This window comes from Spongiibacter marinus (assembly GCF_016906995.1).
Lineage (GTDB): Bacteria > Pseudomonadota > Gammaproteobacteria > Pseudomonadales > Spongiibacteraceae > Spongiibacter > Spongiibacter marinus.
Window position 1 is genome coordinate 170,389 of sequence record NZ_JAFBBD010000007.1, and the last position, 23,357, is coordinate 193,745.

The 23,357-nt window shown below is 56.2% G+C and carries 22 protein-coding genes; 16 read left to right on the top strand and 6 right to left on the bottom strand.

Features of this window, described 5'->3' with window-relative positions:
* The first annotated feature begins 19 nt into the window (after positions 1 to 19).
* The 13 genes from HNR64_RS12195 (at position 20) to HNR64_RS12255 (ending at position 15,945) form a co-directional block, all read left to right on the top strand.
* Positions 20 to 1,297: a spinster family MFS transporter gene (locus tag HNR64_RS12195; RefSeq protein ID WP_204996719.1), complete on the top strand. Its 1,278-nt coding sequence runs from the start codon at positions 20 to 22 to the stop codon at positions 1,295 to 1,297.
* 67 nt (positions 1,298 to 1,364) lie between these two features.
* The gene (locus HNR64_RS12200) at positions 1,365 to 2,372 is read left to right on the top strand and encodes an AraC family transcriptional regulator (protein ID WP_204996720.1); all 1,008 of its coding nucleotides are present in this window, start codon (positions 1,365 to 1,367) and stop codon (positions 2,370 to 2,372) included.
* Positions 2,373 to 2,477: 105 nt separating this feature from the next.
* The gene (locus HNR64_RS12205) at positions 2,478 to 3,653 is read left to right on the top strand and encodes an acyl-CoA dehydrogenase family protein (protein WP_204996721.1); all 1,176 of its coding nucleotides are present in this window, start codon (positions 2,478 to 2,480) and stop codon (positions 3,651 to 3,653) included.
* 9 nt (positions 3,654 to 3,662) lie between these two features.
* On the top strand, positions 3,663 to 4,337 hold the full coding sequence (locus HNR64_RS12210) for a glutathione S-transferase family protein (protein ID WP_204996722.1): 675 nt from the start codon (positions 3,663 to 3,665) through the stop codon (positions 4,335 to 4,337).
* 26 nt (positions 4,338 to 4,363) lie between these two features.
* Positions 4,364 to 5,521 carry an acyl-CoA dehydrogenase family protein gene (locus tag HNR64_RS12215; RefSeq protein WP_204996723.1) on the top strand — a complete coding sequence of 386 codons (1,158 nt, stop codon included), beginning with the start codon at positions 4,364 to 4,366 and terminating at the stop codon, positions 5,519 to 5,521.
* Positions 5,522 to 5,541: 20 nt separating this feature from the next.
* Complete coding sequence (locus HNR64_RS12220; protein WP_204996724.1) at positions 5,542 to 7,155, top strand: acyl-CoA carboxylase subunit beta; 1,614 nt, start codon at positions 5,542 to 5,544, stop codon at positions 7,153 to 7,155.
* Between the two features lie 8 nt (positions 7,156 to 7,163).
* A complete protein-coding gene (locus HNR64_RS12225) occupies positions 7,164 to 7,991 on the top strand; it encodes an enoyl-CoA hydratase/isomerase family protein (protein ID WP_204996725.1) in 828 nt (275 codons plus the stop codon).
* A complete protein-coding gene (locus tag HNR64_RS12230; protein WP_204996726.1) occupies positions 7,988 to 9,949 on the top strand; it encodes an acetyl/propionyl/methylcrotonyl-CoA carboxylase subunit alpha in 1,962 nt (653 codons plus the stop codon). The genes HNR64_RS12225 and HNR64_RS12230 overlap by 4 nt, the downstream gene beginning before the upstream one ends.
* A complete protein-coding gene (locus tag HNR64_RS12235) occupies positions 9,946 to 11,721 on the top strand; it encodes an acyclic terpene utilization AtuA family protein (protein ID WP_204996727.1) in 1,776 nt (591 codons plus the stop codon). The genes HNR64_RS12230 and HNR64_RS12235 overlap by 4 nt, the downstream gene beginning before the upstream one ends.
* A gap of 71 nt (positions 11,722 to 11,792) precedes the next feature.
* Entirely contained in the window at positions 11,793 to 12,623 is an 831-nt protein-coding gene (locus tag HNR64_RS12240; RefSeq protein ID WP_204996728.1) for a helix-turn-helix domain-containing protein, read from the top strand.
* 96 nt (positions 12,624 to 12,719) lie between these two features.
* Positions 12,720 to 14,525: an acyl-CoA dehydrogenase gene (locus HNR64_RS12245; RefSeq protein ID WP_204996729.1), complete on the top strand. Its 1,806-nt coding sequence runs from the start codon at positions 12,720 to 12,722 to the stop codon at positions 14,523 to 14,525.
* A gap of 24 nt (positions 14,526 to 14,549) precedes the next feature.
* Positions 14,550 to 15,011 carry a MaoC family dehydratase gene (locus HNR64_RS12250; RefSeq protein WP_204996730.1) on the top strand — a complete coding sequence of 154 codons (462 nt, stop codon included), beginning with the start codon at positions 14,550 to 14,552 and terminating at the stop codon, positions 15,009 to 15,011.
* 19 nt (positions 15,012 to 15,030) lie between these two features.
* Positions 15,031 to 15,945, top strand: a complete 915-nt coding sequence (locus tag HNR64_RS12255; protein WP_204996731.1) for an SDR family NAD(P)-dependent oxidoreductase — start codon at positions 15,031 to 15,033, stop codon at positions 15,943 to 15,945.
* A gap of 107 nt (positions 15,946 to 16,052) precedes the next feature.
* Here HNR64_RS12255 and HNR64_RS17485 read toward each other — a convergent pair whose 3' ends face one another.
* From HNR64_RS17485 to HNR64_RS12285, 6 genes are all read right to left on the bottom strand, one after another.
* Positions 16,053 to 16,409 carry a BON domain-containing protein gene (locus tag HNR64_RS17485; protein WP_204996732.1) on the bottom strand — a complete coding sequence of 119 codons (357 nt, stop codon included), beginning with the start codon at positions 16,407 to 16,409 and terminating at the stop codon, positions 16,053 to 16,055.
* Between the two features lie 6 nt (positions 16,410 to 16,415).
* Positions 16,416 to 16,613: a BON domain-containing protein gene (locus HNR64_RS12265; protein WP_204996733.1), complete on the bottom strand. Its 198-nt coding sequence runs from the start codon at positions 16,611 to 16,613 to the stop codon at positions 16,416 to 16,418.
* A gap of 88 nt (positions 16,614 to 16,701) precedes the next feature.
* Positions 16,702 to 16,902 (bottom strand): CsbD family protein, encoded by a 201-nt coding sequence (locus tag HNR64_RS12270; RefSeq protein WP_204996734.1) that lies wholly within the window; start codon positions 16,900 to 16,902, stop codon positions 16,702 to 16,704.
* 90 nt (positions 16,903 to 16,992) lie between these two features.
* Entirely contained in the window at positions 16,993 to 17,169 is a 177-nt protein-coding gene (locus tag HNR64_RS12275) for a DUF1328 domain-containing protein (protein ID WP_204996735.1), read from the bottom strand.
* Positions 17,170 to 17,501: 332 nt separating this feature from the next.
* Positions 17,502 to 19,490 carry an SDR family oxidoreductase gene (locus tag HNR64_RS12280; RefSeq protein WP_204996736.1) on the bottom strand — a complete coding sequence of 663 codons (1,989 nt, stop codon included), beginning with the start codon at positions 19,488 to 19,490 and terminating at the stop codon, positions 17,502 to 17,504.
* Between the two features lie 118 nt (positions 19,491 to 19,608).
* Positions 19,609 to 21,027 carry a wax ester/triacylglycerol synthase family O-acyltransferase gene (locus HNR64_RS12285; protein WP_204996737.1) on the bottom strand — a complete coding sequence of 473 codons (1,419 nt, stop codon included), beginning with the start codon at positions 21,025 to 21,027 and terminating at the stop codon, positions 19,609 to 19,611.
* Positions 21,028 to 21,286: 259 nt separating this feature from the next.
* On the opposite strand from HNR64_RS12285, the gene HNR64_RS12290 reads away from it, so the two are divergent.
* The 3 genes from HNR64_RS12290 to HNR64_RS12300 all read left to right on the top strand — a co-directional run bounded on the left by HNR64_RS12290 (position 21,287) and on the right by HNR64_RS12300 (position 23,341).
* Positions 21,287 to 22,126 (top strand): peroxiredoxin family protein, encoded by an 840-nt coding sequence (locus HNR64_RS12290; RefSeq protein WP_204996738.1) that lies wholly within the window; start codon positions 21,287 to 21,289, stop codon positions 22,124 to 22,126.
* On the top strand, positions 22,123 to 22,800 hold the full coding sequence (locus HNR64_RS12295) for an NUDIX hydrolase (RefSeq protein ID WP_204996739.1): 678 nt from the start codon (positions 22,123 to 22,125) through the stop codon (positions 22,798 to 22,800). Before HNR64_RS12290 ends, HNR64_RS12295 begins: the two co-directional genes overlap by 4 nt.
* A gap of 115 nt (positions 22,801 to 22,915) precedes the next feature.
* Positions 22,916 to 23,341 carry an EF-hand domain-containing protein gene (locus HNR64_RS12300; protein ID WP_204996818.1) on the top strand — a complete coding sequence of 142 codons (426 nt, stop codon included), beginning with the start codon at positions 22,916 to 22,918 and terminating at the stop codon, positions 23,339 to 23,341.
* Positions 23,342 to 23,357: the final 16 nt, after the last annotated feature.

The following is a 23,357-nucleotide window of genomic DNA, read 5'->3' on the forward strand; positions in this document are numbered from 1 at the left end:
AAATAACAAGGATGGCGGCATGAACTCTCAGCACTATCGCAGCGATGGGCGCGCCTATTACGCCCTATTTATTTTAACCATTGTTTATAGCTTCAACTTTATTGATCGCCAGCTGCTGGCGATTTTGCAGGAGTCGATCAAGGCTGAATTACTGCTGAGCGATACCCAGCTGGGGCTGTTAACAGGCTTTGCCTTTGCGCTGTTCTATGTCACGGCAGGGATTCCCATTGCCCGCTGGGCCGATGCGGGAAACCGCAGAAATATTGTCGCCCTGGCGGTGTTTATCTGGAGCTTTATGACGGCCATCAGTGGCTTAGTCCAGAATTACCTGCAATTGTTAATGGCGCGAATTGGTGTTGGCGTTGGCGAGGCCGGTGGCAGCCCACCATCGCATTCGATGATTTCTGATATGTTCCCGGCGGAGCGCCGCGCTTCGGCGCTGGGTTTCTATTCCACGGGCGTCAGCATTGGCATCTTGTTCGGTTTTTTAATGGGCGGCTGGCTGAATGAATTTTTTGGTTGGCGGGTAGCGTTTTTTGTCGTGGGTGTGCCGGGTGTTCTGCTGGCAGTAGTGGTGCGCTATACCCTGCGCGAACCGCGTCGCGGTTTGTCCGAGAATCGCGATGACAACCCCGAACCCGTTGCCGTTAAAGAAGTGGTGGCGCTGCTGTGGTCGCGGCGCAGTTTTCGGCATATGGCCTGGGCTGGTGCCCTGAGCGCCTTTGCCGGTTATTCGGTCGCCAATTGGTCGGCGTCTTTTATTATTCGTAGTTACGGCATGAGCACCGGGGAGCTGGGTACGTGGCTGGCGCTCATTATTGGTATTGGTGGTGCGGTCGGGGTGTTCGGTGGCGGTTTGCTGGCCGATAAACTCGCCTCTAAAGACACGCGTTGGTACGTGTTGTTGCCGGCATTGGCCGGTGTGATTTCACTGCCTTTTGCCGCCGGGGTTTACTTGGTCGACAATGTCTATGCCTCGCTGTTGTTAATGATTATTCCCGCCATACAGTCCAATGTGTTTTTAGGAAATACGCTGGCGGTTAGTCATTCACTTGTAGGCTTGCGTATGCGGGCGATGGCCTCGGCCATCCTGTTTTTTATCTTCAATTTGGTGGGCTTGGGTGCCGGGCCCTGGTCTGTCGGCCTGCTCAGTGACCTATTGGCACCGCAATTTGGCGATGAGTCGCTGCGCTATGCCATGCTGGCACTGGTGCCATTGATGGTGAGTTTATCGGCGTTGCACTTTTATCTGAGCAGCCGCCACCTGAAGCGCGACCTCGCAGCCGCCCCGCCGTGAGTCTGGCCGGTACCGTCATCGTCGGCATTCACGTACACTTTGCGAGCATGTATTTGAAGACGTGGCGATGAATACGATCGACCCCAATTGGACCGTTAACAGCACCAGTATTCGCAGTATTGCCCAGGCGATTGCCGCACTGGGTGGCGACAGTGAAGCGCTGCTGAGATCGGTCGGTATCCTGCCGGAAGCCCTTAGTGACGCCGAGGCTCGACACCCTGTGTCGGCGATGCATCGCTTGTATGAGCTTGCCGCTCAGCACTGCGGCGAAGATATTGGCCTCTACACCGGCCGTGTGGACTATATCAGTCGTCTGAATATGCAGCTCTACACCTGTGGCGTGTGCGAAACCTTCCGCGACTACTTGAATCTGATGCCCAGCGTGCTGCATTTTGCTGGTGATATCGGCGAGGTTCGCATTCGCCGCGAAGATGAACGCCTGCGCTTGGATTGGCTGCCCCTGTGGGAGGCATCGGCTCGCTGGCGGTATCAAAGTGACTGTCTGCTGACCACCTCTGCAGCTATTGTGCGCTCGCTGTGTGTGCGGCCAATTCCCGTGTTGCGCGCCCACTTTAGTTACCCAAAGCCCGCTAATACCGACTTGCTGGAAAGCATTTTTGGCTGCGACCTGCATTTTTCCCAGCCGCGTAGTTCTCTGTATTTCGATGTGGCGAGCCTCGACTATCGCCTTGTTCAGTTGGACTCGGAATGGAGTATGTCGATCCGGCAATCTACCCAGCATTTATTCGGCGAAGGTGAGCCTGATCCGGTATTGCGCTCGCTGCGCAACACCTTGATAAAAATGCTGCCAGCGGGTGGGGTGACTATCGATAAAACAGCCGCCGCGCAGAATATATCCCGGCGCACTTTGCAGCGGCGACTGGCCGACAGCGGGACCCAGTTTGGCCAAGTGCTGCAAGAGCTGCGCAGTGAATTGGCATTGCAGTATCTCAGTGATGAGCGCTTGAGTATTACCGATATCGCGCTGCTGCTGGGCTATGCCGACCACGGCAGTTTTTCCAGCGCCTTCAAAGCGTGGTTCGGCAAGTCGCCGCGAGAACATCGCCGTAAATAACGCCTTCTGGCACCAAATATCTCCTAGTCTGGCACCAAATCCTAAGCGCGCCCCAACAGAGCTTATAGACTGAGTAGGCTAATAATGACTAACTCAGGAGTTCGCATGTCACTGGATTTTGACGGCGCCCGTCTACACAACCCCTACCTCAATGCCGAGCACGAAGCATGGCGAGTGCAACTACGTAAATTTGTCGACGCTGAAATCAGCCCGTTTCTCGACGACTGGGAAGAGGCGGGAAAGATTCCCGATGAATTGTGGGCCAAAGCGGCGGATATCGGTTTGCTCCAGCTCGGCTACCCCGAGGCCTATGGCGGCATTTCCGAGGGTATTGACCAATGGCATATCAATATTGCCAACGAAGAGATCACCCGAGCGGGCAGCGCCGGGGGCTTGATCAGTAATTTGCTGGTGCACGGCATTGGCTTACCACCCGTGACGAACTGCGGCAGTGATGCGCTGAAAGAAATGGTTGCACCGCGCGTGTTAGCCGGTGAAAAGCGAATTTCACTGGGAATTACCGAGCCTTCCGGTGGCTCGGATGTTGCCAACATCCAAACGACGGCCAAGCGCGATGGCGATCACTACATTGTGAATGGCAGTAAAACCTTTATCTCCGGAGTCATGGGAGCGGATTGGGTGAGTACCGCTGTACGCACGGGTGGCGAAGGCGCTGGCGGTGTTTCGATGCTGCTGATTCCCACCGACCTGCCCGGCGTTTCGCGCACTCCCCTGGACCGCAAGCAGGGGTGGTGGTGTGCCGATACCGGCACCATTTATTTTGACGATGTTCGCGTGCCCGCCGAGTATTTGATCGGGGAAGAAGGGCACGGCTTTCTCGTCATCATGAGTAACTTCAACCCAGAGCGACTAAGCCTGATTGTCACCATGGAAGCGGCCGCTCGCGCCTGCCTGGAAGATGCCGTGGAGTGGGCGCGCAATCGCAAGACCTTCGGCAAACGCCTGGCCGACCACCAAGTGATTCGCCACAAGATTGCTGCGATGAAGCAGCGCATAAATGCCACCCAGTGCTACCTCAATTATTTAACCCAAGCCTATATAGAAGGGCGCTGCGACCCGGGTGACCTGGCAATGGCCAAGGTTCAAGCCAGCGAGACCATGGAGTTTTGCGCCCGTGAAGCCAGCCAAATTTTAGGCGGGGCCTGCTACTTGCGCGGCAACCGCGTTGAACGCTTTTACCGTGAAGTGAGAGTGAACGCGATCGGCGGCGGTTCCGAAGAAATCATGCGTGAGCTGGCGTCGCGCCAATACCGTTTGTAAGGAGTTGTTATGAGCAGTGAAAAACCCACGCTGTGGCACTGTTACCCGTCCCGTTCATTGCGGCCATTGTGGGCGATGGAAGAAATGGGTATCGACTACGAGCTGGTAAACCTGGCCTTTCCGCCGCGCATGTTCCAGCGCGAGTACCTTGAGACTAACCCCCTGGGGACGGTGCCTTTCTTCCGGGACGGCGACGTGGAGATGACCGAGTCCTCCGGTATTTGTCTCTATCTCGTTGAACAATACCAGCGCTTTGATTTCGGTCTGCGCGTTAGCGACCCCGGCTACGGCGATTACCTGAACTGGCTGTTTCACAGTGATGCGACCCTGACCTTCCCGCAGACCATTGTCCTGCGGTATTCGCAGCTGGAACCGCCGGAGCGCCGCCTGCCCCAGGCAGTTGAAGATTACAGCAAGTGGTACCTGGCGCGATTAAAGCGCGTGAATAGCCATTTGCTCGACCGTGAATACCTGTGCGACGACCGCTTCACCATTGCCGATATCGCGGTTGGCTACGCGCTGTATTTGGGCAAGGGGCTGGGGCTGGATGCGTTCTACGAGCCCCAGGTTACGGCTTACCTCGAGCGCCTGATGGCGCGCCCGGCGTTTCAACGCGCCGAGCCGATGGGCGCGGGGCCAAACAGTTTCGTCCCCACGCCCTATCCCTTTGAAGGCTGTTTTTAAATAATTTTGCGTAGTTGGAGCGTTTTATGATTTTGACAGAAGAGCATCAAAAGTTGCGCGATACCGTGGCGCAGTTTGTCGACAAAGAAATAAACCCCCACGCCGATGCCTGGGAAGCGGAGGGGATTTTCCCCGCCCATGAATTGTTTAAAAAAATGGGCGACCTGGGCCTGCTGGGCATTTCGAAACCGGTGGAATACGGCGGCCTCGGTCTGGATTACAGCTACCAAACGGTATTTTCAGAGGAGCTGGGTAGGATTACGACCGGCGGTGTATCGATGGGCATCGGCGTACAAACTGATATGGCAACGCCGGCGCTGGCAAAGTTCGGCAGCGATGAACTGCGTCGCGAATTTCTCACGCCTGCGATAAGCGGGGACGCGGTGTTCTCCATTGCGGTGAGTGAACCCCATGCCGGTTCCGATGTGGCGGCGATTAAAACCACCGCCCGCAAAGACGGCGACGACTACATTGTCAATGGCAGCAAAATGTGGATCACCAATTCCACTCAGGCGGATTATCTCTGCCTGCTGGCCAATACCAGCGAGGGTAAGGCGCACAGCAATAAATCGCTGATAGTCGTGCCGACTAACACGCCGGGCGTGTCCTTTTCGGAGCGCTTGAACAAGTTGGGCATGCGCTCATCCGATACCGCGCAGGTGTTCTTTGACGATGTTCGCGTACCCCAGCGCAATCGCATAGGTGAAGAGGGGCAGGGCTTTATCTACCAGATGCTGCAATTCCAGGAAGAGCGCCTGTATGCCGCCGCGGGGCAACTCAAGGCCATGGAAGCCTGCATCAACCAAACCATTGACTATGCCCGCGAGCGCGAAATATTTGGTGAGCCACTGCTGAATAATCAAGTGGTTCACTTTCGCATGGCAGAGTTGCAGTCCGAAGTTGAAGCGCTGCGCGCGCTGACCTATAGCGCGGTGGAGGAATATATCCACGGAAGCGACGTGACCATGAAGGCGTCAATGGCCAAGCTCAAAGCGGGCCGCCTCGCCAGAGAAGTGACCGATGCCTGCTTACAGTATTGGGGCGGCATGGGCTTTATGTGGGACAACCCCATCTCTCGCGCCTACCGCGATACGCGGCTCACCTCCATTGGTGGCGGCGCAGACGAGGTGATGCTGGGCATTATCTGTAAATTGATGGGTACCCATCCGGGCCGCAGAAAGTAGGGGGCTAAAAGGACGAGTTTATGGCGATATTAGAGTCTTACATCGATCGACACGCCGATGCTTTTCAGCGTAATGCCAAGGTTATGGGGGCGGCCGTTGATGAGTTTCGAGACATCGAACAGCGAGTGATTGCCGCAGCTGAGAAAAAAGTACCGCGTTATCGCGAGCGCGGCCTTATGCCGCCGCGCGAGCGTTTAAGTGCCTTGCTTGATGTGGGTACCCCCTTTCTCGAACTGTCGACCCTCTGCGGCTATATGCAGGAAGAGGATCGCGATGGCAGTGCCGCCGGCGGAAGCTGCATTACCGGTATCGGTTATGTGGCGGGCGTTCGCTGCATGATTATGGTCGATGATTATCTCACTAAGGGCGGCAGCATTACGCCGCTGGGCAGTGCCAAGCGTCAGCGGATGATGCGTATCGCGATCGAGAACAAGCTTCCGGTGCTCACCCTGGCGCAAAGTGGCGGCGGTAACCTAAAGCTGCTCGGTGACTTTTTCGGGCCGTCCGGTGCTGGCTTTGCCGTGCAGGCAAAACTGTCGGCGATGGGCATTCCGCAAATTACCGTGGTGCACGGCAGTGCAACCGCTGGCGGCGCCTATCAACCCGGCTTGTCCGACTACGTCATTATGATACGTCGTCAGTCCACCGTATATCTCGCCGGCCCAGCACTGCTTAAAGCGGCAACCGGCGAAGAGGCCAGCGACGAAGAGATTGGCGGCGCGGAGATGCACGCGGAAGTCGCCGGTACCGCGGACTATCTCGCCGAAAACGACGCCGATGGTATTCGCATTGCCCGGGAAGTTGCGGGCAAGCTCGACTGGGACAAACGCTTGCAGGCCAGTGCGGAAGTGGCCTATGCCGAGCCGCATTTTGATGCTGAGGAACTGCTCGGTATTGTGCCCGAAGACCCCAAAACGCCCTACGACGTGCGCGAAATTATTGCGCGCATTGCCGACGATTCAGACTTCCTGGAATTCAAAAGTGCTTTCGATGTTGGCACGGTCTGCGGTCATATGGCGATTCAAGGTATTGCCTGTGCAGTGATTGGCAATAACGGCCCGATTACTGCCAAGGGGGCGGCGAAGGCCGGGCAATTTATTCAGCTTTGCGAGCAGTCCCAAACGCCGATAGTTTTTCTCCATAACACCACCGGCTTTATTGTCGGCACCGAAGCGGAACAGGGCGGGATCATCAAGCATGGCTCGAAACTGATTCAGGCGGTCACCAATGCGTCTGTGCCCAAAATCAGTATTGTTGTCGGCGGTTCCTACGGCGCGGGGAACTACGCGATGTGCGGCCGCGGTATGGAGCCACGCTTTATGTTCGCATGGCCACGCAGTGTGGTTTCGGTGATGGGGCCGGCCCAGGCGGGCAGCGTGATGCGTCAGGTTGCCGAGGCGAAAATGCGCCGCGCCGGGCAGGTGAGTGAAGAGATGCTCGATGCGCTGGAGAAAGACACCGTGGATACCATGGCGGCGAAGTCGCACGCCCTGGCCAATACCGCACGCATGTGGGATGACGGAATTATCGACCCTCGTGATACACGCAGTGTGCTGGGTTTTGTACTCGATATTTGCCGCGACGCCGATGCCCGTCAGATCACGGCCAACACCTTCGGCATTGGCCGTTTGTAGGAGGCAGCATGTTACCCGAATGTAAAGAATTGCTGCTGTCGCTGGACGGCGGCGTATTGTCGATCACCCTCAACCGGCCCCATAAGCGCAACGCCATGAACAAAAGGCTTGTCGACGAAATGCGCGCAGTATTCGCCGCCATCGCCGAGCACCGTAGTGTGCGCGCCGTGGTGTTGCGCGGCGCAGAGGGGAATTTTTGTGCGGGCGGCGATATTGCCGGCATGCACGACGGCGCGGTAGACGAAGCGGGCAAACCCTTGTCCCCGGATAAGGCAGCCTGGCAGTTTAACCGTAGCTTCGGTCACCTTATCACCGAGGTAAATAAGGCTCCCCAGGTCGTTATCACGATCTTGGAGGGCGCGGTGTTAGGCGGCGGTTTTGGTCTGGCCTGTGTCTCGGATATTGCGATTGCCAAAGCCGATGCCAAATTTGCCATGCCGGAAACTGGCCTGGGCATTGTGCCCGCGCAGATTGCGCCTTTTGTGGTGATGCGGGTGGGGCTGACGCAGGCACGGCGCTTGGCATTAACCGGGCAGCGCATCGACGGCGCTGAAGCGCAGCGCCTCGGCCTGGTGCATTTCTGTGCGGACAGCAACGACGACGTTGACGCGCAGTTAAACAACCAACTCTCTGCGTTGCGGCGCTGTGCACCGGCAGCAACTGCGCTTACCAAGTCGCTACTTCTTGATGTCGGCACTACCGCACTTGAACCGCTTTTAGACCACGCTTCAGATCTTTTTGCCCAATGCCTGAATGGGCCAGAGGGCAAAGAGGGGACGCAGGCATTTATCGAAAAGCGCAAACCCAGCTGGTATTCGGAACGGGGAACAGCATGACCGCATTGCACAAAATACTGATCGCCAACCGCGGCGAAATTGCCGTGAGGGTAATACGCAGCGCTAAACAAATGGGCTATCGCACCGTCGCCGTATTTAGCGATGCCGACGACAATGCCCCCCATGTTCAGCTTGCTGATGAGGCCGTGAATATCGGTCCGGCGGCTGTGTCGGAGTCGTATTTGCGCGTGGACGCCATTATTGACGCCGCGACAAAAACGGCAGCAGATGCGATTCACCCAGGCTACGGTTTTCTCTCAGAAAATGCTGACTTTGCCCGCGCGTGTCAGGCGGCGGGTATCACTTTTATCGGTCCATCCAGCGACGCGATTGAATTGATGGGCAGCAAACGCTTGTCGAAGTTGGCAATGATAGCCGCTGGTGTGCCCTGTGTGCCTGGGTATGAAGGCGACGATCAGAGCGACGAGCGCTTGGTGGCCGAAGCAGAGCGCATTGGTTTTCCAATTATGGTCAAGGCCTCGGCGGGCGGCGGCGGACGCGGTATGCGGCTGGTTGATCATGCGGCTGATTTGCCGGAGCAACTGCGCAGCGCCCGATCAGAGGCTTTGTCAGCCTTCGGCAGTGACGAGCTGATTCTGGAGAAGGCGGTACAGCAGCCGCGCCATGTCGAGATACAGGTTTTCGCTGACAGCCAGGGCAATGCCATTCATTTAGCCGAGCGCGACTGCTCGGTTCAGCGCCGCCATCAAAAGGTGGTTGAGGAAGCGCCATCGCCCTTTGTCGATGACGCTTTGCGCCAGCGCATGGGCGATGCCGCCGTTGCGGCGGCCAAGGCCTGCAATTACCGCGGTGCGGGTACGGTCGAGTTTTTGGTCGATGCTCAGGGCAGTTTCTATTTTTTAGAAATGAACACGCGCCTGCAGGTTGAGCACCCGGTGACGGAAATGGTTACCGGTGTTGACTTGGTGGAATGGCAGCTGCGTATTGCCAGTGGCGAGCCACTGCCGATGGCGCAATCCCAGCTCCGCCTCAATGGTCACGCGGTTGAAGTGCGCCTGTATGCCGAGGAGCCGCGTCAGCAGTTTATGCCGCAAACCGGCCGCATTGCCCGCTGGCAAGTGCCGCAGGGGCCGGGGCTGCGACTGGATAGTGGGATTAGCGAAGGGCAGCTTATCGGCGCCCATTATGACCCCATGCTGGCCAAGCTGATTTGCTGGGCGCCGAGCCGTGAAGAGGCACTGCGGCGTTTGGCGTCGATGTTGCAAGATACGGTATTGCTGGGCATCAATAACAACCTGCAGTTTTTGCAGGCGGTGCTGCGCCATCCGAGTTTTATTGCCGGTGATGCCACCACAGCCTTTATCGCCGAGCATGGTGAGCAGTGCACACCGCCGCCTGAGCCTGGCACTGCCAGCCTGGCAAGGGCGGCGGCGGTGCTATATGAATGTAATGCCGCAGCGGCCAAAACAGCGCCTGCCTGGCGGCGCAGCGCCCCGGCAAGCTGCGTTTTCACACTTGCTTGGGAAGGGCAGGAATACCGCATCGAACTGGTTGCGATGGGTAGGCAACGCGAATTCAGTATTGCCGGTCAGCGCCATACCCTGCAGGTGGCAGCTAGCGATGCCCAATCCTGCGTTATTGAAGAGGATGGCGTGCGGCGGCGCATCCACTTTGCGCGCAATGGCAAGCAGCTGTTCCTAGATGACGGCAGCGGCCACTTCATTTTCGACGATACCAGCCACGCGGCCGCCAAAGCGGATGCGGCCGCCGGCAGCGGCTTGCTGAAAGCGTCTATGGACGGCGCCATTGTGGACGTTGTTGTTGCAGAGGGTGAGCGCGTCAGCCGTGGGCAAACCCTGGTCGTGTTGGAGGCGATGAAAATGGAGCACCCGCTAAAGGCAGACATGGACGGCACGGTAGCGGCAATCCACTGCCAAGCGGGCGATCAAGTGAAGTCGCGGCAATTGCTTGTCGAGCTGAATGAGGAGGCGCTATGAGTCGTTCGTCAGTACGTATTGGCTGTGCCTCGGCGTTTTACGGCGACAGCCAGCTTGCGGCGCGGCAGTTGGTAGACAAAGGCGAGCTGGACTACCTGGTTTTCGACTACCTGGCCGAAGTGACCATGGGGATACTTGCCAAAGCCCGAGCCCGGGATGAACGGCTGGGTTTTGCCGTGGACTTTGTCACCGTTGCCATGCGCGATGTGATGGCAGACTGCGCTGCCAAACGGATTAAGATTATTGCCAATGCCGGCGGCGTAAATGTGCCCGGCTGCATTGCCGCCCTACAGTCCTTAGCCCAGGAGCAGGGCCTACAGCTCAATATTGCCGGTGTGTATGGCGATGACTTACTGTCACGCAGGGAAGAATTTGCCCGCGAGGGCCTGAGCGACATGCAGAGCGGCGCACCGCTGCCCGACAAGCTTGCCAGTATGAATGCCTACCTCGGGGCTCAGCCCATTGCCGAGGCGCTGGCCGCCGGCGCCGATATCGTAGTGACCGGTCGCGTGGTGGACAGTGCGGTGGTAATTGCGCCACTGATGCATGAATTCGGCTGGAGCTGGCAGGACTACGACCGCTTGGCGCAGGCGGCTTTGGCCGGGCACGTACTGGAATGCGGCGCCCAGTGTACCGGCGGTAACTTTACCGACTGGCACCAAGTGCCGGACTTTTCCACGATGAGCTATCCCATTGCTGAGGTTGCGGCAGAGGGCGATTTCATTGTGACCATTCCACCCGCGACCGGCGGTTTGGTCAACCGCGCCACTGTCGCTGAGCAGATCCTCTATGAAATTGGTGATCCGGCAAACTACCTGTTGCCGGATGTTGCCTGTGACTTCAGTGATGTGCGCTTGGACGAGGTCGGCGAAAACCGGCTTAGGGTGAGCAATGCCAAGGGCCGTGCGCCCGGCGATAGCTACAAGGTCTGCGCAACCTGGGTGGACGGTTATCGCTTGATGGGCAGTGCCTTTATCGGCGGGCTGCGCGCTGCCGAAAAAGCGCGCTGTAGCCTTGACGCTTGGTTACAACGCTGTCGTGGTGTTTTTAAAGAACGCGCTTGGGAAGACTTTCGCGATGTCAGCATCGAAGTCATTGGAGCCGAGGACACCTATGGCCGTCACGCGCGCGATACGGCTAGCAGGGAGGTGATGGCCAAATACGGTTTGCACCACAACAGCCGCGAGGCGCTTACCTTCGCCGCCAACGAGTTCGCCTATCTCGCGACCTCGGCGGCACCGGGCATGAGTGGCTTTGGTGCTGGCCGAGCCAAGCCCGGCCCATTGATTCGCATTCACTCGTCGCTACTCGCCAAAGACCGTGTTCCCGTCACCGTACAAATGGGCGATCAGCGCTTGAGTGAGCGCAGCTACCCAACGCCAGGTTCCAGCCCCGCGGTCGGTAGCCGTTACTCATCACTGGCTGTCAGCGAGGGTGTCGACTGCCGCGTGCCGCTCGAGCAACTGGCTTACGCGCGCAGCGGCGACAAGGGTAATAACGCGAATATCGGTGTGATTGCGCGCCGCGAGTGTTATTTGCCGTACATCGCCCAAGCCCTGTCGGAGAGCGCCGTGGCGGAGTACTTCGAGCATCTGCTAGATGGCGATGTACACCGCTTTGATGTGCCGGGTTTCCACGCCTTTAACTTTTTGTTGCGCGACGCGTTGGGCGGAGGCGGCAGTGCCTCGCTGCGGGTGGATTCGCAGGGCAAAGCGCTGGCGCAAATGCTGCTGTCGATGGACGTGGCAATCCCGCGACACCTGCTTGATTAATGCCCTAAGGGTTTGAGCGCACCCGCTATCGCGCGTAGTATCCTTGAGCATCATTTCTTCAGGGTTGGCGTGTGGTAGAGAGTGCATCGAGCTTTGGGCGGTTTTTAAAATTTTGGCGCGGTGTGCACCGCCTCAGTCAGGAGCAGCTGGCATTTGAGTTGGGCAGTTCACCGCGCCATATCAGCCGCCTTGAAAATGGCAGCAGTCGCCCCAGCGAAACGATGGTTTTGGAGATCGCCAAAGCGCTGAAATTGGGGCGGCGCGACCAAAGTCATTTGCTTATTGCGGCGGGCTTTGCGCCGCGCGACGAGCGTGTCGATTTTAATTCCGCAGAGCTCAAATGGCTGCGCAGCGCCATGACCATGACGCTGCAGGCGCTGGACCCCTATCCCGCATGTCTGGTGGATAATTCCACTAATATTCTCATGGTGAACCGCAGCTGGCTGGGGTTTTACTCCCGTCTTATGCCCGCTGATGAGTTGCACAATATCAGCAATTTTTACGACTTTATGTTCAGCTCCCAATCTGCGGAAAATGCCGTGAGCAACTGGGAGGACACACTGTCGGCCATTCTTATGTCGATCCAGCAGTCGGCGCTATTCAGCAATGACCCGACGGTGAAGGCAACCCTGGATCGGCTGCGCAGTTATCCCTCCGTACCGAGTGACTGGCAGCAGCGCGCCGCGTCGGTAGAGCCGATGGCGAGCTTTCGCGTGCAGCTGGCGATAGACGGTGTGATGCAGCGATTTTTTAGTGTGAGCACCACCGTGGGGGCACTGGGGCCAACGGCCTTTGTTTCCGAGCCTCAGTTAACCGTTACCGCGCTTTACCCGGAAGATCGTCAGCTGAATGTGGATGCCTTCGCTGACACCGACCTCAGTCACCCGCTGCTGTTTTACTAGGTGGCGATGGCGCTGCCTGACATCAGATGTCGTGGCTGGCTCTGGGGGTGCTGGGCATACTGCTGTCACAATTCTTTTTCGATATGAGGTACTACCATGCCTGCTCCGCTACTCAACGAACGCGATCTCGATTTCATGCTGTACGAATTTCTGGACAGCGAGAGCATGTGTGCGCGCGAGCGTTATCGAGACCACAATCGCGAAAGCTTTGATGCCGCTATTGCCACTGCCAAGCAGGTTGCGGAAAAGTACTTCCTGCCGATTCGCGGCAAGGTCGACCGCAATGAGCCACGTTTTGAAAATGGCCGTGTGGAAATGCTCCCCGAGATCAAACAGGCGGTCGATGCCGCTACCGAGGCAGGGTTTGTCTCGTCAACGGCTGATTACGAAGTGGGCGGGATGCAACTGCCCCTGCCCGTGGCCACGGTCGCCAATGCGTATCTTACCGCCGCAGGCAGCACGACCCTGGGGTACTTGAGCTTAACCACCGCTAACGCCAGTTTGATTGAAGCGCACGGCACGCCGGAGCAGATTGCCAAGTGGGCCGTGCCCCAGCGCAGTGGCCGTTTTGCCGGCACCATGGCGATGACGGAGCCGGGAGCGGGCTCCGGCCTGGCTGACCTGATCACCAGTGCTGAACGGGCTGAGGATGGCAGTTACCGCATTACCGGGAATAAGATCTATATCTCTGGCGGCGATCACGAGCTTAATGAAAATATTGTGCACTTGGTGTTGGCCAGGGTGAAGGGAGCGCCAAAGGGGACCAAAGGCATCTCACTGTTCATTGTGCCTAAGTTTCTGGTTAACGACGATGGCAGCCTGGGTGAGCAGAACGATGTAGCCTTGGCGGGGCTGTTCCATAAAATGGGCGGTCGTGGGCAAACCTCCACATCGCTTAACTTTGGTGAACGTGGTGGCGCCGTTGGCTATTTGGTCGGTGAAGAAAATCGCGGCCTGAGCTATATGTTCCACATGATGAACGAAGCGCGCATTATGGTCGGCACGGGTGCGGCAACCATCGCGCTAACCGGCTTTCAATACTCACTAAACTATGCCCGCGAGCGCCCGCAGGGCCGCTTGCCATCATGTAAAGACCCGCTGTCACCGTCGGTTAATATTATTGAACACGCCGACGTACGCCGCATGTTATTGGCCCAGAAGGCCTATGCCGAGGGCGCGTTTGCTCTCTGTTTGTTTGGTGCACAGCTGGCCGACGACCAGCACACCGCGCCAACCGAAGAGCAGCGCAGTCAGGCTAAATTATTGCTCGATTTCTTGATCCCCATGATCAAAACCTGGCCGTCTGAGTACGGCCCTCAGGCCAATAGTTTGGCCATTCAGGTACTCGGTGGCGCGGGCTATATCAATGAACATCCCGTTGAAATGTTTTACCGAGACAATCGCCTGAACCCCATTCACGAGGGAACAACCGGCATTCAGTCCCTCGACTTGCTGGCGCGGAAGGTGCCCATGCAGGGCATGGCTGGCTATCACTACTGTCTGGCGTTAATGCGCGAAACGGTCGCGCAGGCCGGCGCTGTCGCCGGTTTGGAAAAGCAGGCGGAACAGCTGGAAAGTGCGATTAAACGGCTGACTGATACCACCGAAACCCTGTTGGCAGCCATGGCTGACACCAACATAGACAAGGTATTGGCGAACTCGGTTATGTACCTGAAGCTGTTTGGCCATGTGGTTGTGGCCTGGCTGTGGCTGAAGCAGGGGCTTGTTGCTCATCAAGCACTTGCGCAAAGTCAGCACGGTGACGAGCAGAATTTTTATCGTGGCAAGTTACAGGCGATGCGCTACTTCTTTTCGGTGGAGTTGCCGCACACTGAGCGCTGGTCTGCCTTGCTTATGCAAGGTGAAGACAGTGCCTATGCTATGCGTGATGATTGGTTTTAACAGGCCTAAATAAGGATAAAGAAAATGGCGACAACAGTAGATAGAACGAAGGTGATGGAATACATCGGCCGGGAGACACCGCCGACCCAGTGGCACACAGTGGATCAAGCGGCCATCAATGAATTTGCCGACTGTACGCTGGACCACCAGTTTATTCATGTTGATCCCGAGCGCGCGAAACAAACGCCCTTCGGTGGTACGGTTGCCCATGGCTTTTTAAGCTTGTCGATGCTGTCGCATTTCGCAGAAGAGTTTATGGTGATGATCGAGGGTGCCCATATGGGCTTGAATTACGGTTTTGATAAGGTTCGTTTTATCGCGCCTGTCGCCGTCGATAGCCGCATTCGCGCCCGCGCCAAGTTTATCGACATCACCGAAACCAAGCCGGGGCAGTTTCGCTTCACCACCCAGGTGACAATAGAGATCGAGGGTCAGGATAAACCCGCTCTCATCGCAGAGTGGTTGACCATGCAATTAGTGGCGTAAACATAAAAAGGAAATAAAAATGGATGTGAGATTTGATGGCCAGGTAGCCATTGTAACGGGCGCGGGAAATGGCTTGGGGCGTAGTCACGCTCTGGCATTGGCAGCGCGCGGAGCCAAGGTTGTGGTGAATGACCTGGGCGGCGCCCGCGACGGCAGCGGCGCGTCCTCTGAGGCGGCGCGGGAAGTGGTTGCGACCATAGAGGCCAATGGCGGAGAGGCCATGGCCCACGGCGCCAATGTTGCGGTAATGGCAGAAGTTGAGGATATGGTCCGCCAGGCAATGGACAAGTGGGGGCGCGTCGATATTCTGGTAAACAACGCCGGTATTTTGCGCGACAAAACCTTTGCCAAAATGTCTCTGGACGACTTTCGTCTGGTGATGGATGTGCACCTGATGGGCTCGGTGAATTGCACCAAGGCCGTGTGGGACATTATGCGTGAGCAGGAATATGGCCGCATCGTGATGACCACGTCGTCGTCGGGCATGTACGGTAACTTCGGCCAGAGTAATTACGGCGCCGCCAAGATGGCGGTACTCGGTTTTATGAATACCCTGGGCCTTGAGGGTGCCAAGAAGAACGTGCGGGTCAATGCGCTGTCACCGACGGCGGCAACGCGCATGACCGAAGACTTGCTGCCGAAAGAAGTACTGGATCTACTCACGCCGGAATCGGTAACGGCGGGTGCGCTGGTGCTGTGCCATGAATCTGCACCGAATCGCCATATTCTTTGCGCCGGCGCGGGTGGTTATGCGAGCTCGCGAATCTTTGAGACCGATGGCGTATTCTTGGGTGTTGAACAACAAACGCCTGAGGCGATCCTTGAAAACTGGGATGCCATTACCAGCGAAGCCGCGCAGCGGCCGCTAGAGGCGGGAAGTAAGCAGACTGAGAAATTCCTCGCCAAAGCCATGGCGGCGATGTCGGCGGAATAACCGGTCCTGGCTTTGTGGCATAAGTCTCAGCGAGAGGGGCGGTGCGACACAAACGGGCCGGCGGAGTATCCACCGGCCCGTTGCTATAAGGGGTTTCGATGCCGGACTTAGCTATTGGTCACGTCGAGCTTATCGTCCACTTCGGAAACGTGGTCGAAGCTCTTGGCTATTTCAATGGCTAAGTCGTGTGCGGCCTCGTTTTTCACAGTGCCGCGCAGGGTCACTACACCGCGATGAGTGTCGACATTAATTTTGGTTGCCGCAATATCATCGTTGGCGGCAAACTTCATATTGATGGCCGCGGTGGTGCTCAAGTCATTCCACTTGCGGGCAAAGTCATTGCTGGTTTTCTCCAGCTTGCTGCGATAGCTCCCTTCAACATGTAAGTTGTTTTCAACCGATGTAACGCCGTCTACATTGCTCGCGAGCTGGCCGGCCAGGTCCTTTTCGATATCACTGCTCACAGTGCCTTAGAGAGTAACCTTGCCCTGGTCTACATCCGTGTCGATATCAAAGTTATTGAGCTCGCCATTGAGCATAATTGCGGTTTCGACTTTCCCGTCGAGCCAGGCATCTTTGGTTTTGCCTTGCCAGCTGTCAGCCAGTACGGGAGTGCTTGCCAAAGCGCCCAAGGTGAGGCTGGTGATTAGCGTCTTCTTGATAGTCATAGTTGACCTCCATTTCGGTTCTAATCAAATACGATGCATGCATCGTCACTGGGTGCGAGTCAAGTGTAATGGACTCGGTTGTGCCGATTTACGACACTTTTTTCTTTAATTCTTCAAATTGCTGTTTGGCTTCATCGCGGGCCAAACCGTAGCGTTCTTGCAACGCGCCGATAAGGCGTTCACTGCTGCCATCCACGCTCTCTAGTTCGTCGTCGCTTAATTCAGCCCACTTCTCTTTGATGCGACCTTTCAGTTGTTTCCATTTGCCTTCAGCGATATCTCGGTTCATAGCGTTCTCCTTATGTGGTCAAGGTGATGCAGTGAAGAGTTTTGGGCGAATTGCCCGGGGGATTTCTCCCGCTATGTAAGCGTCGCGGCGCTACATCTGGGGAGGTTTGCCGCGCAAGGCGCGTGCAAGAAGGGAGAGAAGCAATAATGCGATAAAGATAAAAAACAGAATTTTAGCGATTCCAGTCGCTGCACCCGCTACACCGCTAAAGCCCAAGGCGCCGGCGATCAGTGCGATAACGAGAAACATCAATGTCCAACCTAGCATACTGCCTCCAAGTTGCTTCGTTATTGGATATGACAGCGCTAAGAAAAACAGTTCAATATTTTTTCTTGGTATGCCTTGTTGGGGCTGAGCTTGCCGATGAAAAACTGAAACAGTGGCTTTTTTTGCGATGTGAACATCGTTGTATTAAGTGCGCGAGGACAGCCGCTATTCGCCGCCGCAGGCGCGCTATTTCGCGGCAGGGCATCGCTCTTCATTCCGCGTACATTTGCACCATTTGCAAGGCGTAAAAAAACCGCATGGCCCATGTATTGAGCAATGCGGTTTGGTGGTTTTACGACGCAGAGTTTACGTGCTGCGAATCGCTACCTATTTTAGACGTGGATACCTTTGAGTACCGCTGCCAAGGCGACCTGTTCTGACGAGGCTTCGGTTTTGCCTTCTTCCCCTTCGCCTTTTGCAGCGGCGGAGTCCGGGAAGGTGCGGAAGACGGTATTCATAATAATTTCCGTTGCCTTCGGCATCACCGCGTTGAGTACTTGCATGCTGATGCCCAAGCCGGTCGCTATGCGCTTAGGACGCTTCACGATCGCTTCACAGATCATGTCCGCGGCTTCTTCTGGCGACAGTGTCGGCACAGCATTGTAGATCGAGGTGGGCCCGATCATTGGGGTGCGTACCAGCGGCATATTGATCGTAGTGAAGGCGATATTGCGGTCGGAGAATTCCGCCGCCGCGCTGCGAGACCATGCATCAAGGGCCGATTTTGACGCCGCATAGGCGGAGAAGCGGGGTGAGGTACCAACAATAACGGCAATCGACGAGATGTTAATCACATGCCCCGACTTGCGCTCTAGCATTGAAGGCGCGAGCCCCATCACCAGCCTAATCGCACCAAAATAGTTGAGCTGCATCGTGCGCTCAAAATCGTGGAAGCGATCAAAGGTCAGCTCGAGCGAGCGACGAATTGACCGGCCGGCATTGTTCACCAGCACATCAACATGGCCGTGGTTTTTCAGCAGCGTAGCGACCAGTTCATCGCAGGACTCAAGGTCAGAAACATCGCATGTGTAGGCGTAGCTGGTGCCACCAAGCTCTTCAATTTCCTGCTGGGTTTCCTTGAGTTTTTCAACCGTTCGGGCGACCAATACAACCTCTGCACCGGCTTCAGCCAGTTTGAGCGCGCTGGCTTTACCAATACCTGAGGATGCACCGGTAATCACGATGACCTTGCCCTCAACATTGCCGCGCAGGCTGCGGTCTTTAAATAGGTCAGGGTCGAGGTTACGCTCCCAGTAGTCCCAAATCTTGTAGGCGTAATCTTCCAGCGCGGGTAATTCTATGCCGCTGCCACGCAGTGCTTTGACCGTTTCACGGTTATCAAAGCGCGTTGGCATATTCATGAACTGCAAGCCGTCTTCAGGAATTTGATAGTCTGCCAGTATCGCGCTGGTGAGGCGCTTAACCGGCGGCATGTTTTTCACCAAACCGGTTATGGAAGAGGGGATAAAGGCGAACATCCGCGAGTCGATGCGCAGCGCCATTTTCGGTGCATGGGCAGCTTTCGAGAAGATGTTGAGCACTTCGCCCACTTTATGCGCGTCGGGGTTAACGAGGTGGAAGCAGCGTCCGTCGAGCTTGGGTTTGTGGGAAATATGGTCAATAGCATCGGCGACATAGTCCACCGGCACGATGTTCATCTGGCCGCCCTCAATGCCAATAATCGGGCACCATTGGGGGACGCGATAACGCAGCTTCTGAATGAGTTTGAAGAAATAATAGGGGCCGTCGACCTTATCCATCTCGCCAGTCTTGGAGTCGCCCACAACCATTGCCGGGCGGTAGATGCGATAGGGGATTTTGCATTCCTTGCGTACTAAGCCTTCAGAGACATGCTTGGTGCGGAAGTAGGCATGCTTAAGGCCTTCAGCCTCTTCGAACATGTCTTCGCGAAACACGCCGCGATATAGTCCAGCAGCTGCAATAGAGCTGGCGAGATGGAAGCAGCCGGCTTGCATTGCTTCTGCCGCGTCGATAGCGCTTTGGGTGCCTTGGATGTTAGTCACTTCCTGGCTTTCGGCATCGGCTTTTAAATCGTAGATGGCTGCCAGGTGGTAGAAGTGTTTGATTTCACCTTTTAGCTTGGCCATTTCTTTGGCACTGATGCCGAGTTTGTTTTTGGCGAGGTCGCCCCAAACCGGAACCAGACGATCTTTACTGAGGCCGGTTTTTTCCAGCAGGTCGAGATATTTTTGTTTAGAACTGCGGCGAACCAGAACATAAATAGTGCCCTTTCTGCGCGCAAGGCGTTCGATAAGGAATCGACCGATAAAGCCGGTGCCGCCAGTAACGAAGTAACTCATAGTGCCTCTCCAGATGTTTTAAAAATTCTCCACAGCGTTGGGCCTTAAAACGGCCCGCCGCTGTTTTGCTTCCGTCAGTGAAAGCAGGGGGTTTTTCTGGTTGTTTTATTCGGCCGGTTTAGCCAGCCGCCTTGTTATTGTGTTCGAGTAACTGCGGTGATACTGCGTTTTCGAGATCTGCAAATGCCTCGTGTATATAGTCACTCAATACCTCGAGTTTGGGTAGGGCGGAGCTCGCTACCAAACCAAACTGCAAACGTCCATCATAACTATATAGTGTGATATTTAAGTGGCAACCCGGAGGCAGCGCACTGATTGGATACATCTCCTCCAGCCGCGCACCCTTCAGGTAGAGGGGTTTCACTGGCCCGGGCACATTGGACACCAGGGTATTACCCAGTGGTGGCAGCTTATCGTCGATACCTAGCAGTTCAACAAGCTGCGCCAAACTGCCTAGTAATACGGTGTAGGCCATTACCGACGCCGGGGGAACGCCGTCGACCTGATAGCGAACATTGCGCAGGGTAAAGCCAATTTCCCGCAAGCGCTCATAGGGGTCGGTGGTTTTGTTGGCCAGCTCAACCAATACAATGCCGATTTTATTACCCATGCTGTTATCGCCTTGGCGACGCAGATTTACCGGCATTTGAATGGTGATGGGTTCATCGATATCCGACTCGCAATCTTGCAGGTAGCGGTGCAAGGCGCCGTCGATACAGGTTAAGGCAATGTGGTTCAGGGTGGAGCGGGTCAGGCTGCGCAGGTGGTTCACGCGCTCCATGGGCACTGCTGCGGTAGCCACCTGGCGGCCGGGAACAACCTGACCATTAAGGGGGGTGTTGGGGTTGGCCTGGTAGGGCACTGCCACGGCATTTTTAGTCAGCTTCATGGCTTCCAGGGCGAGCTGGACGCTTAGCTTTGACAGGCCCAGCGCGGAGCGCAGGTAGTCGGTTGAGCGGCCGCCCAGCTTGCTCAACACCTTCATGATCGACACGCTGTCGGCGGCATTCTCTAAGCGCTTCTCTGGGATTACCGACCACATCGGCGTGGCTTTGCGCGCGCGTGAAGATTGACTCAGGCTCTTTGCGAGAATGGATGACATGGTCACGCCGTCTGCATAGGCGTGGTGTAGTTTGGTGTAGATGGCAAAGCGTTTATCGTCGATCCCCTGGATAACATGGATCTCCCACATCGGTTGATCGCGTTCCATCTTCGGGCTGTGAAGTTCACCGACCAGCTCGTAGAGTGCGTCGCGAAAATCGTCGCCCTCAAGTTGGTGGTAAAAAATATGGTCGTCGATATTGAAGTCGGGAGCGTCCGCCCAACTGGGCGTAGCGAATCGGCTGAATTTGACGATCTGATTAAATGGAGGGCGAATGTCGGCATTGGTGCCAACGTATTCACGCACTGCGGTTTCCACGAAGTCCTTGCCTGCTTTCGCGGGCTTGCGGAACATCATCATGCCACCGACGTGTTTGGGGCTGGCTTCGGTTTCGGTTAAGAAGAAAGCCAAGTCCATTAGAGAGAGTTTTGCCATAGCCGCCAATACTTCCTATTGTTGTCGTAAAACATTTGTACAGGCGAGTTAATACAACTTTATTTAAATCGCTCTGGTGTGGGCTCTAAGATTGAATACCAAAATAGTCTATGCCCTAATGGGCGATCTCGCTATTGCCGTGACTGCTCGAACCTCGTAAAAAAGGGTCAATGCTTACGCCTTACGCTAGCGCAGAATGTCGGCGCTGAACAGGGCGGCTAGTAGGATAATTATTCAATAATGGCCACAAAGACTATTTATGACATCACTTAAAGCGTTGGCCAAGCGCTTCTTTGTACTTCCTTATATTCTGCTCTGTGGGGCTGCATCGCTGCACAGTGCGTGGCAGTTGAGCGGCGGTTTTAGTCTGTCGTGGTTTGGTGCTTGGTTGGCCGTCACCCCGGTTCCGTTGTTCGTGGCACTGTTATACAGCGTAGCCTTTGTTCATGTCGGGCGCTTTATTGTTATCCAGCTAATTGCCGCGTTGCTGGGGGCAATGTTGGTGGTGGTCGAGATGGATATCGTGCCGACTATCTACGGTTTAAGTTTGGGGCTTGGCGGCGTTTTCCTCTACGTTTTCTGGTATTCCTATCTGGATCGGGATGACAATCCCGAGCTGATTGTCGGCCACACGCTACCCCATTTTGAGCTGCAAAATGAGCGCGGGGAGTGCGTCGGTTCTGAGCAGTTTCAAGGCAGGAAAACCGCCTTTTTATTTTTTCGGGGTAGTTGGTGTCCGCTGTGCCGGAGCCAATTACACGAGTTTATGGGCTATTGCCGCGAGTTCCTGGGGCACGGTATTCGCCTGGTATTGGTGAGCCCTCAAACCGTTGCGGAGAGTCGCAAACTGGCTGGCGACCTGCCTGATGGTGTCGAGGTGTATAGCGACCCCTCATTGAATGCGGCGAAGGCGCTGCATATTGTCCATGCGGCAGGCATGCCATTTGGCGTGCCCTTGGGTAGTCGCGATACGGTGCTGCCTACCCTGCTGGTGGTTGATGAAAGCGGTGTTATCCGCTACGCCGACCTGCCAGAGAATTTTCGTATCGGCCCGCAGCCAAAGCGTCTGCTGTCGGCCCTGGAGGAACATTGGTTGTGAGCGACAAGGAAGCGATTCGTCTGGCGGCAACAGCGGTGGTGTTGCGGGACACACCCTCTGGTCTTGAAGTGTTATTGCTGCGGCGGCACGAGCAGTTAAAAGTGGGAGGCGGACACTGGGTGTTTCCCGGTGGCACCGTGGACCCTGATGATGTTGCCGACGCCCAGGGCGATCGCATGCAGGCATTTCGCTTGGCAGCGGTAAGGGAAACCGAAGAAGAAGCGGCGATCAATCTGGCGCCGGAAGCACTGCAACATATCTCTTACTGGACAACGCCCGCACATATGGGGCGGCGCTTCGAGACGGCGTTTTTCCTCGCTGACGGCCAGGGGATGGAGGTAGAAGTGGACGGCGAGGAAATGGATGCCCATCAGTGGGGCGCCGCGGAAGATTTTGTGCAGGCGCATTGCTCCGGTGAGTTGGCCCTGTTACCGCCGACTTTGGTGACCCTGTCGGAACTGTCACAGTGCTCAACCGTCGCGCAGGCAAAGGCGTTTTATGCCGCGCGTGAGGTTCCCGATATTCACCCCAAAGTGACCGACCATCAGGGCGTGGTATGCATGCTCTACGGCGGCGACGCGGGGTATTGCCAGATGGACCCGGACGCGGCAGGTTCTCGCAACCGCTGCTATTTAGACAAAGGGGTTTGGCGCTACGAGTTTTTGGCTTCCTAGGCGAGCTGCACTGCACGACGCAAAAGAATTATTGCCATAGCGAGGGGTTTTGACGCAGCCGGTGTTTAATCAATAACGGCCGTTAAAACCCTTTTTCGTTTATGGAGTCACGACAATGAAAACGTCTAGCAAAATTTTGGCAGTATTGGCGATGGGTGCCGCAATGAGTGCTCAGGCAAAGCCGCCCGGCGGCTGCGAGCGCGGTGGAGAAGGCGGTCATAGCGTTGCTGATATGGTCGCAAAACGCAGTGCCCACTTTATGGCGATGGACCTGAACGGCAACGGCGAAGTTACCCGTGAAGAGATTGCAGAGTACCGCGCGAAAATGCGTGAGCAACGCACTGGGTCTCGGGCCGACCGCTTTGAACGGGCCGATACCGACAAAAACGGTAGCGTGTCTGCGGCCGAGGCGCGTGCAGCGGCTGAGGCCCAGTTAAGCAAGCTCGACAGTAATGGCGACGGCGAGCTGTCCCGCAAGGAAATGCGCAAAGGCTTTAAACACGGTAAACGCCAAGCCGGGCCCTGGGCAGACGATCAGTAATTGAGAGGTGATACCG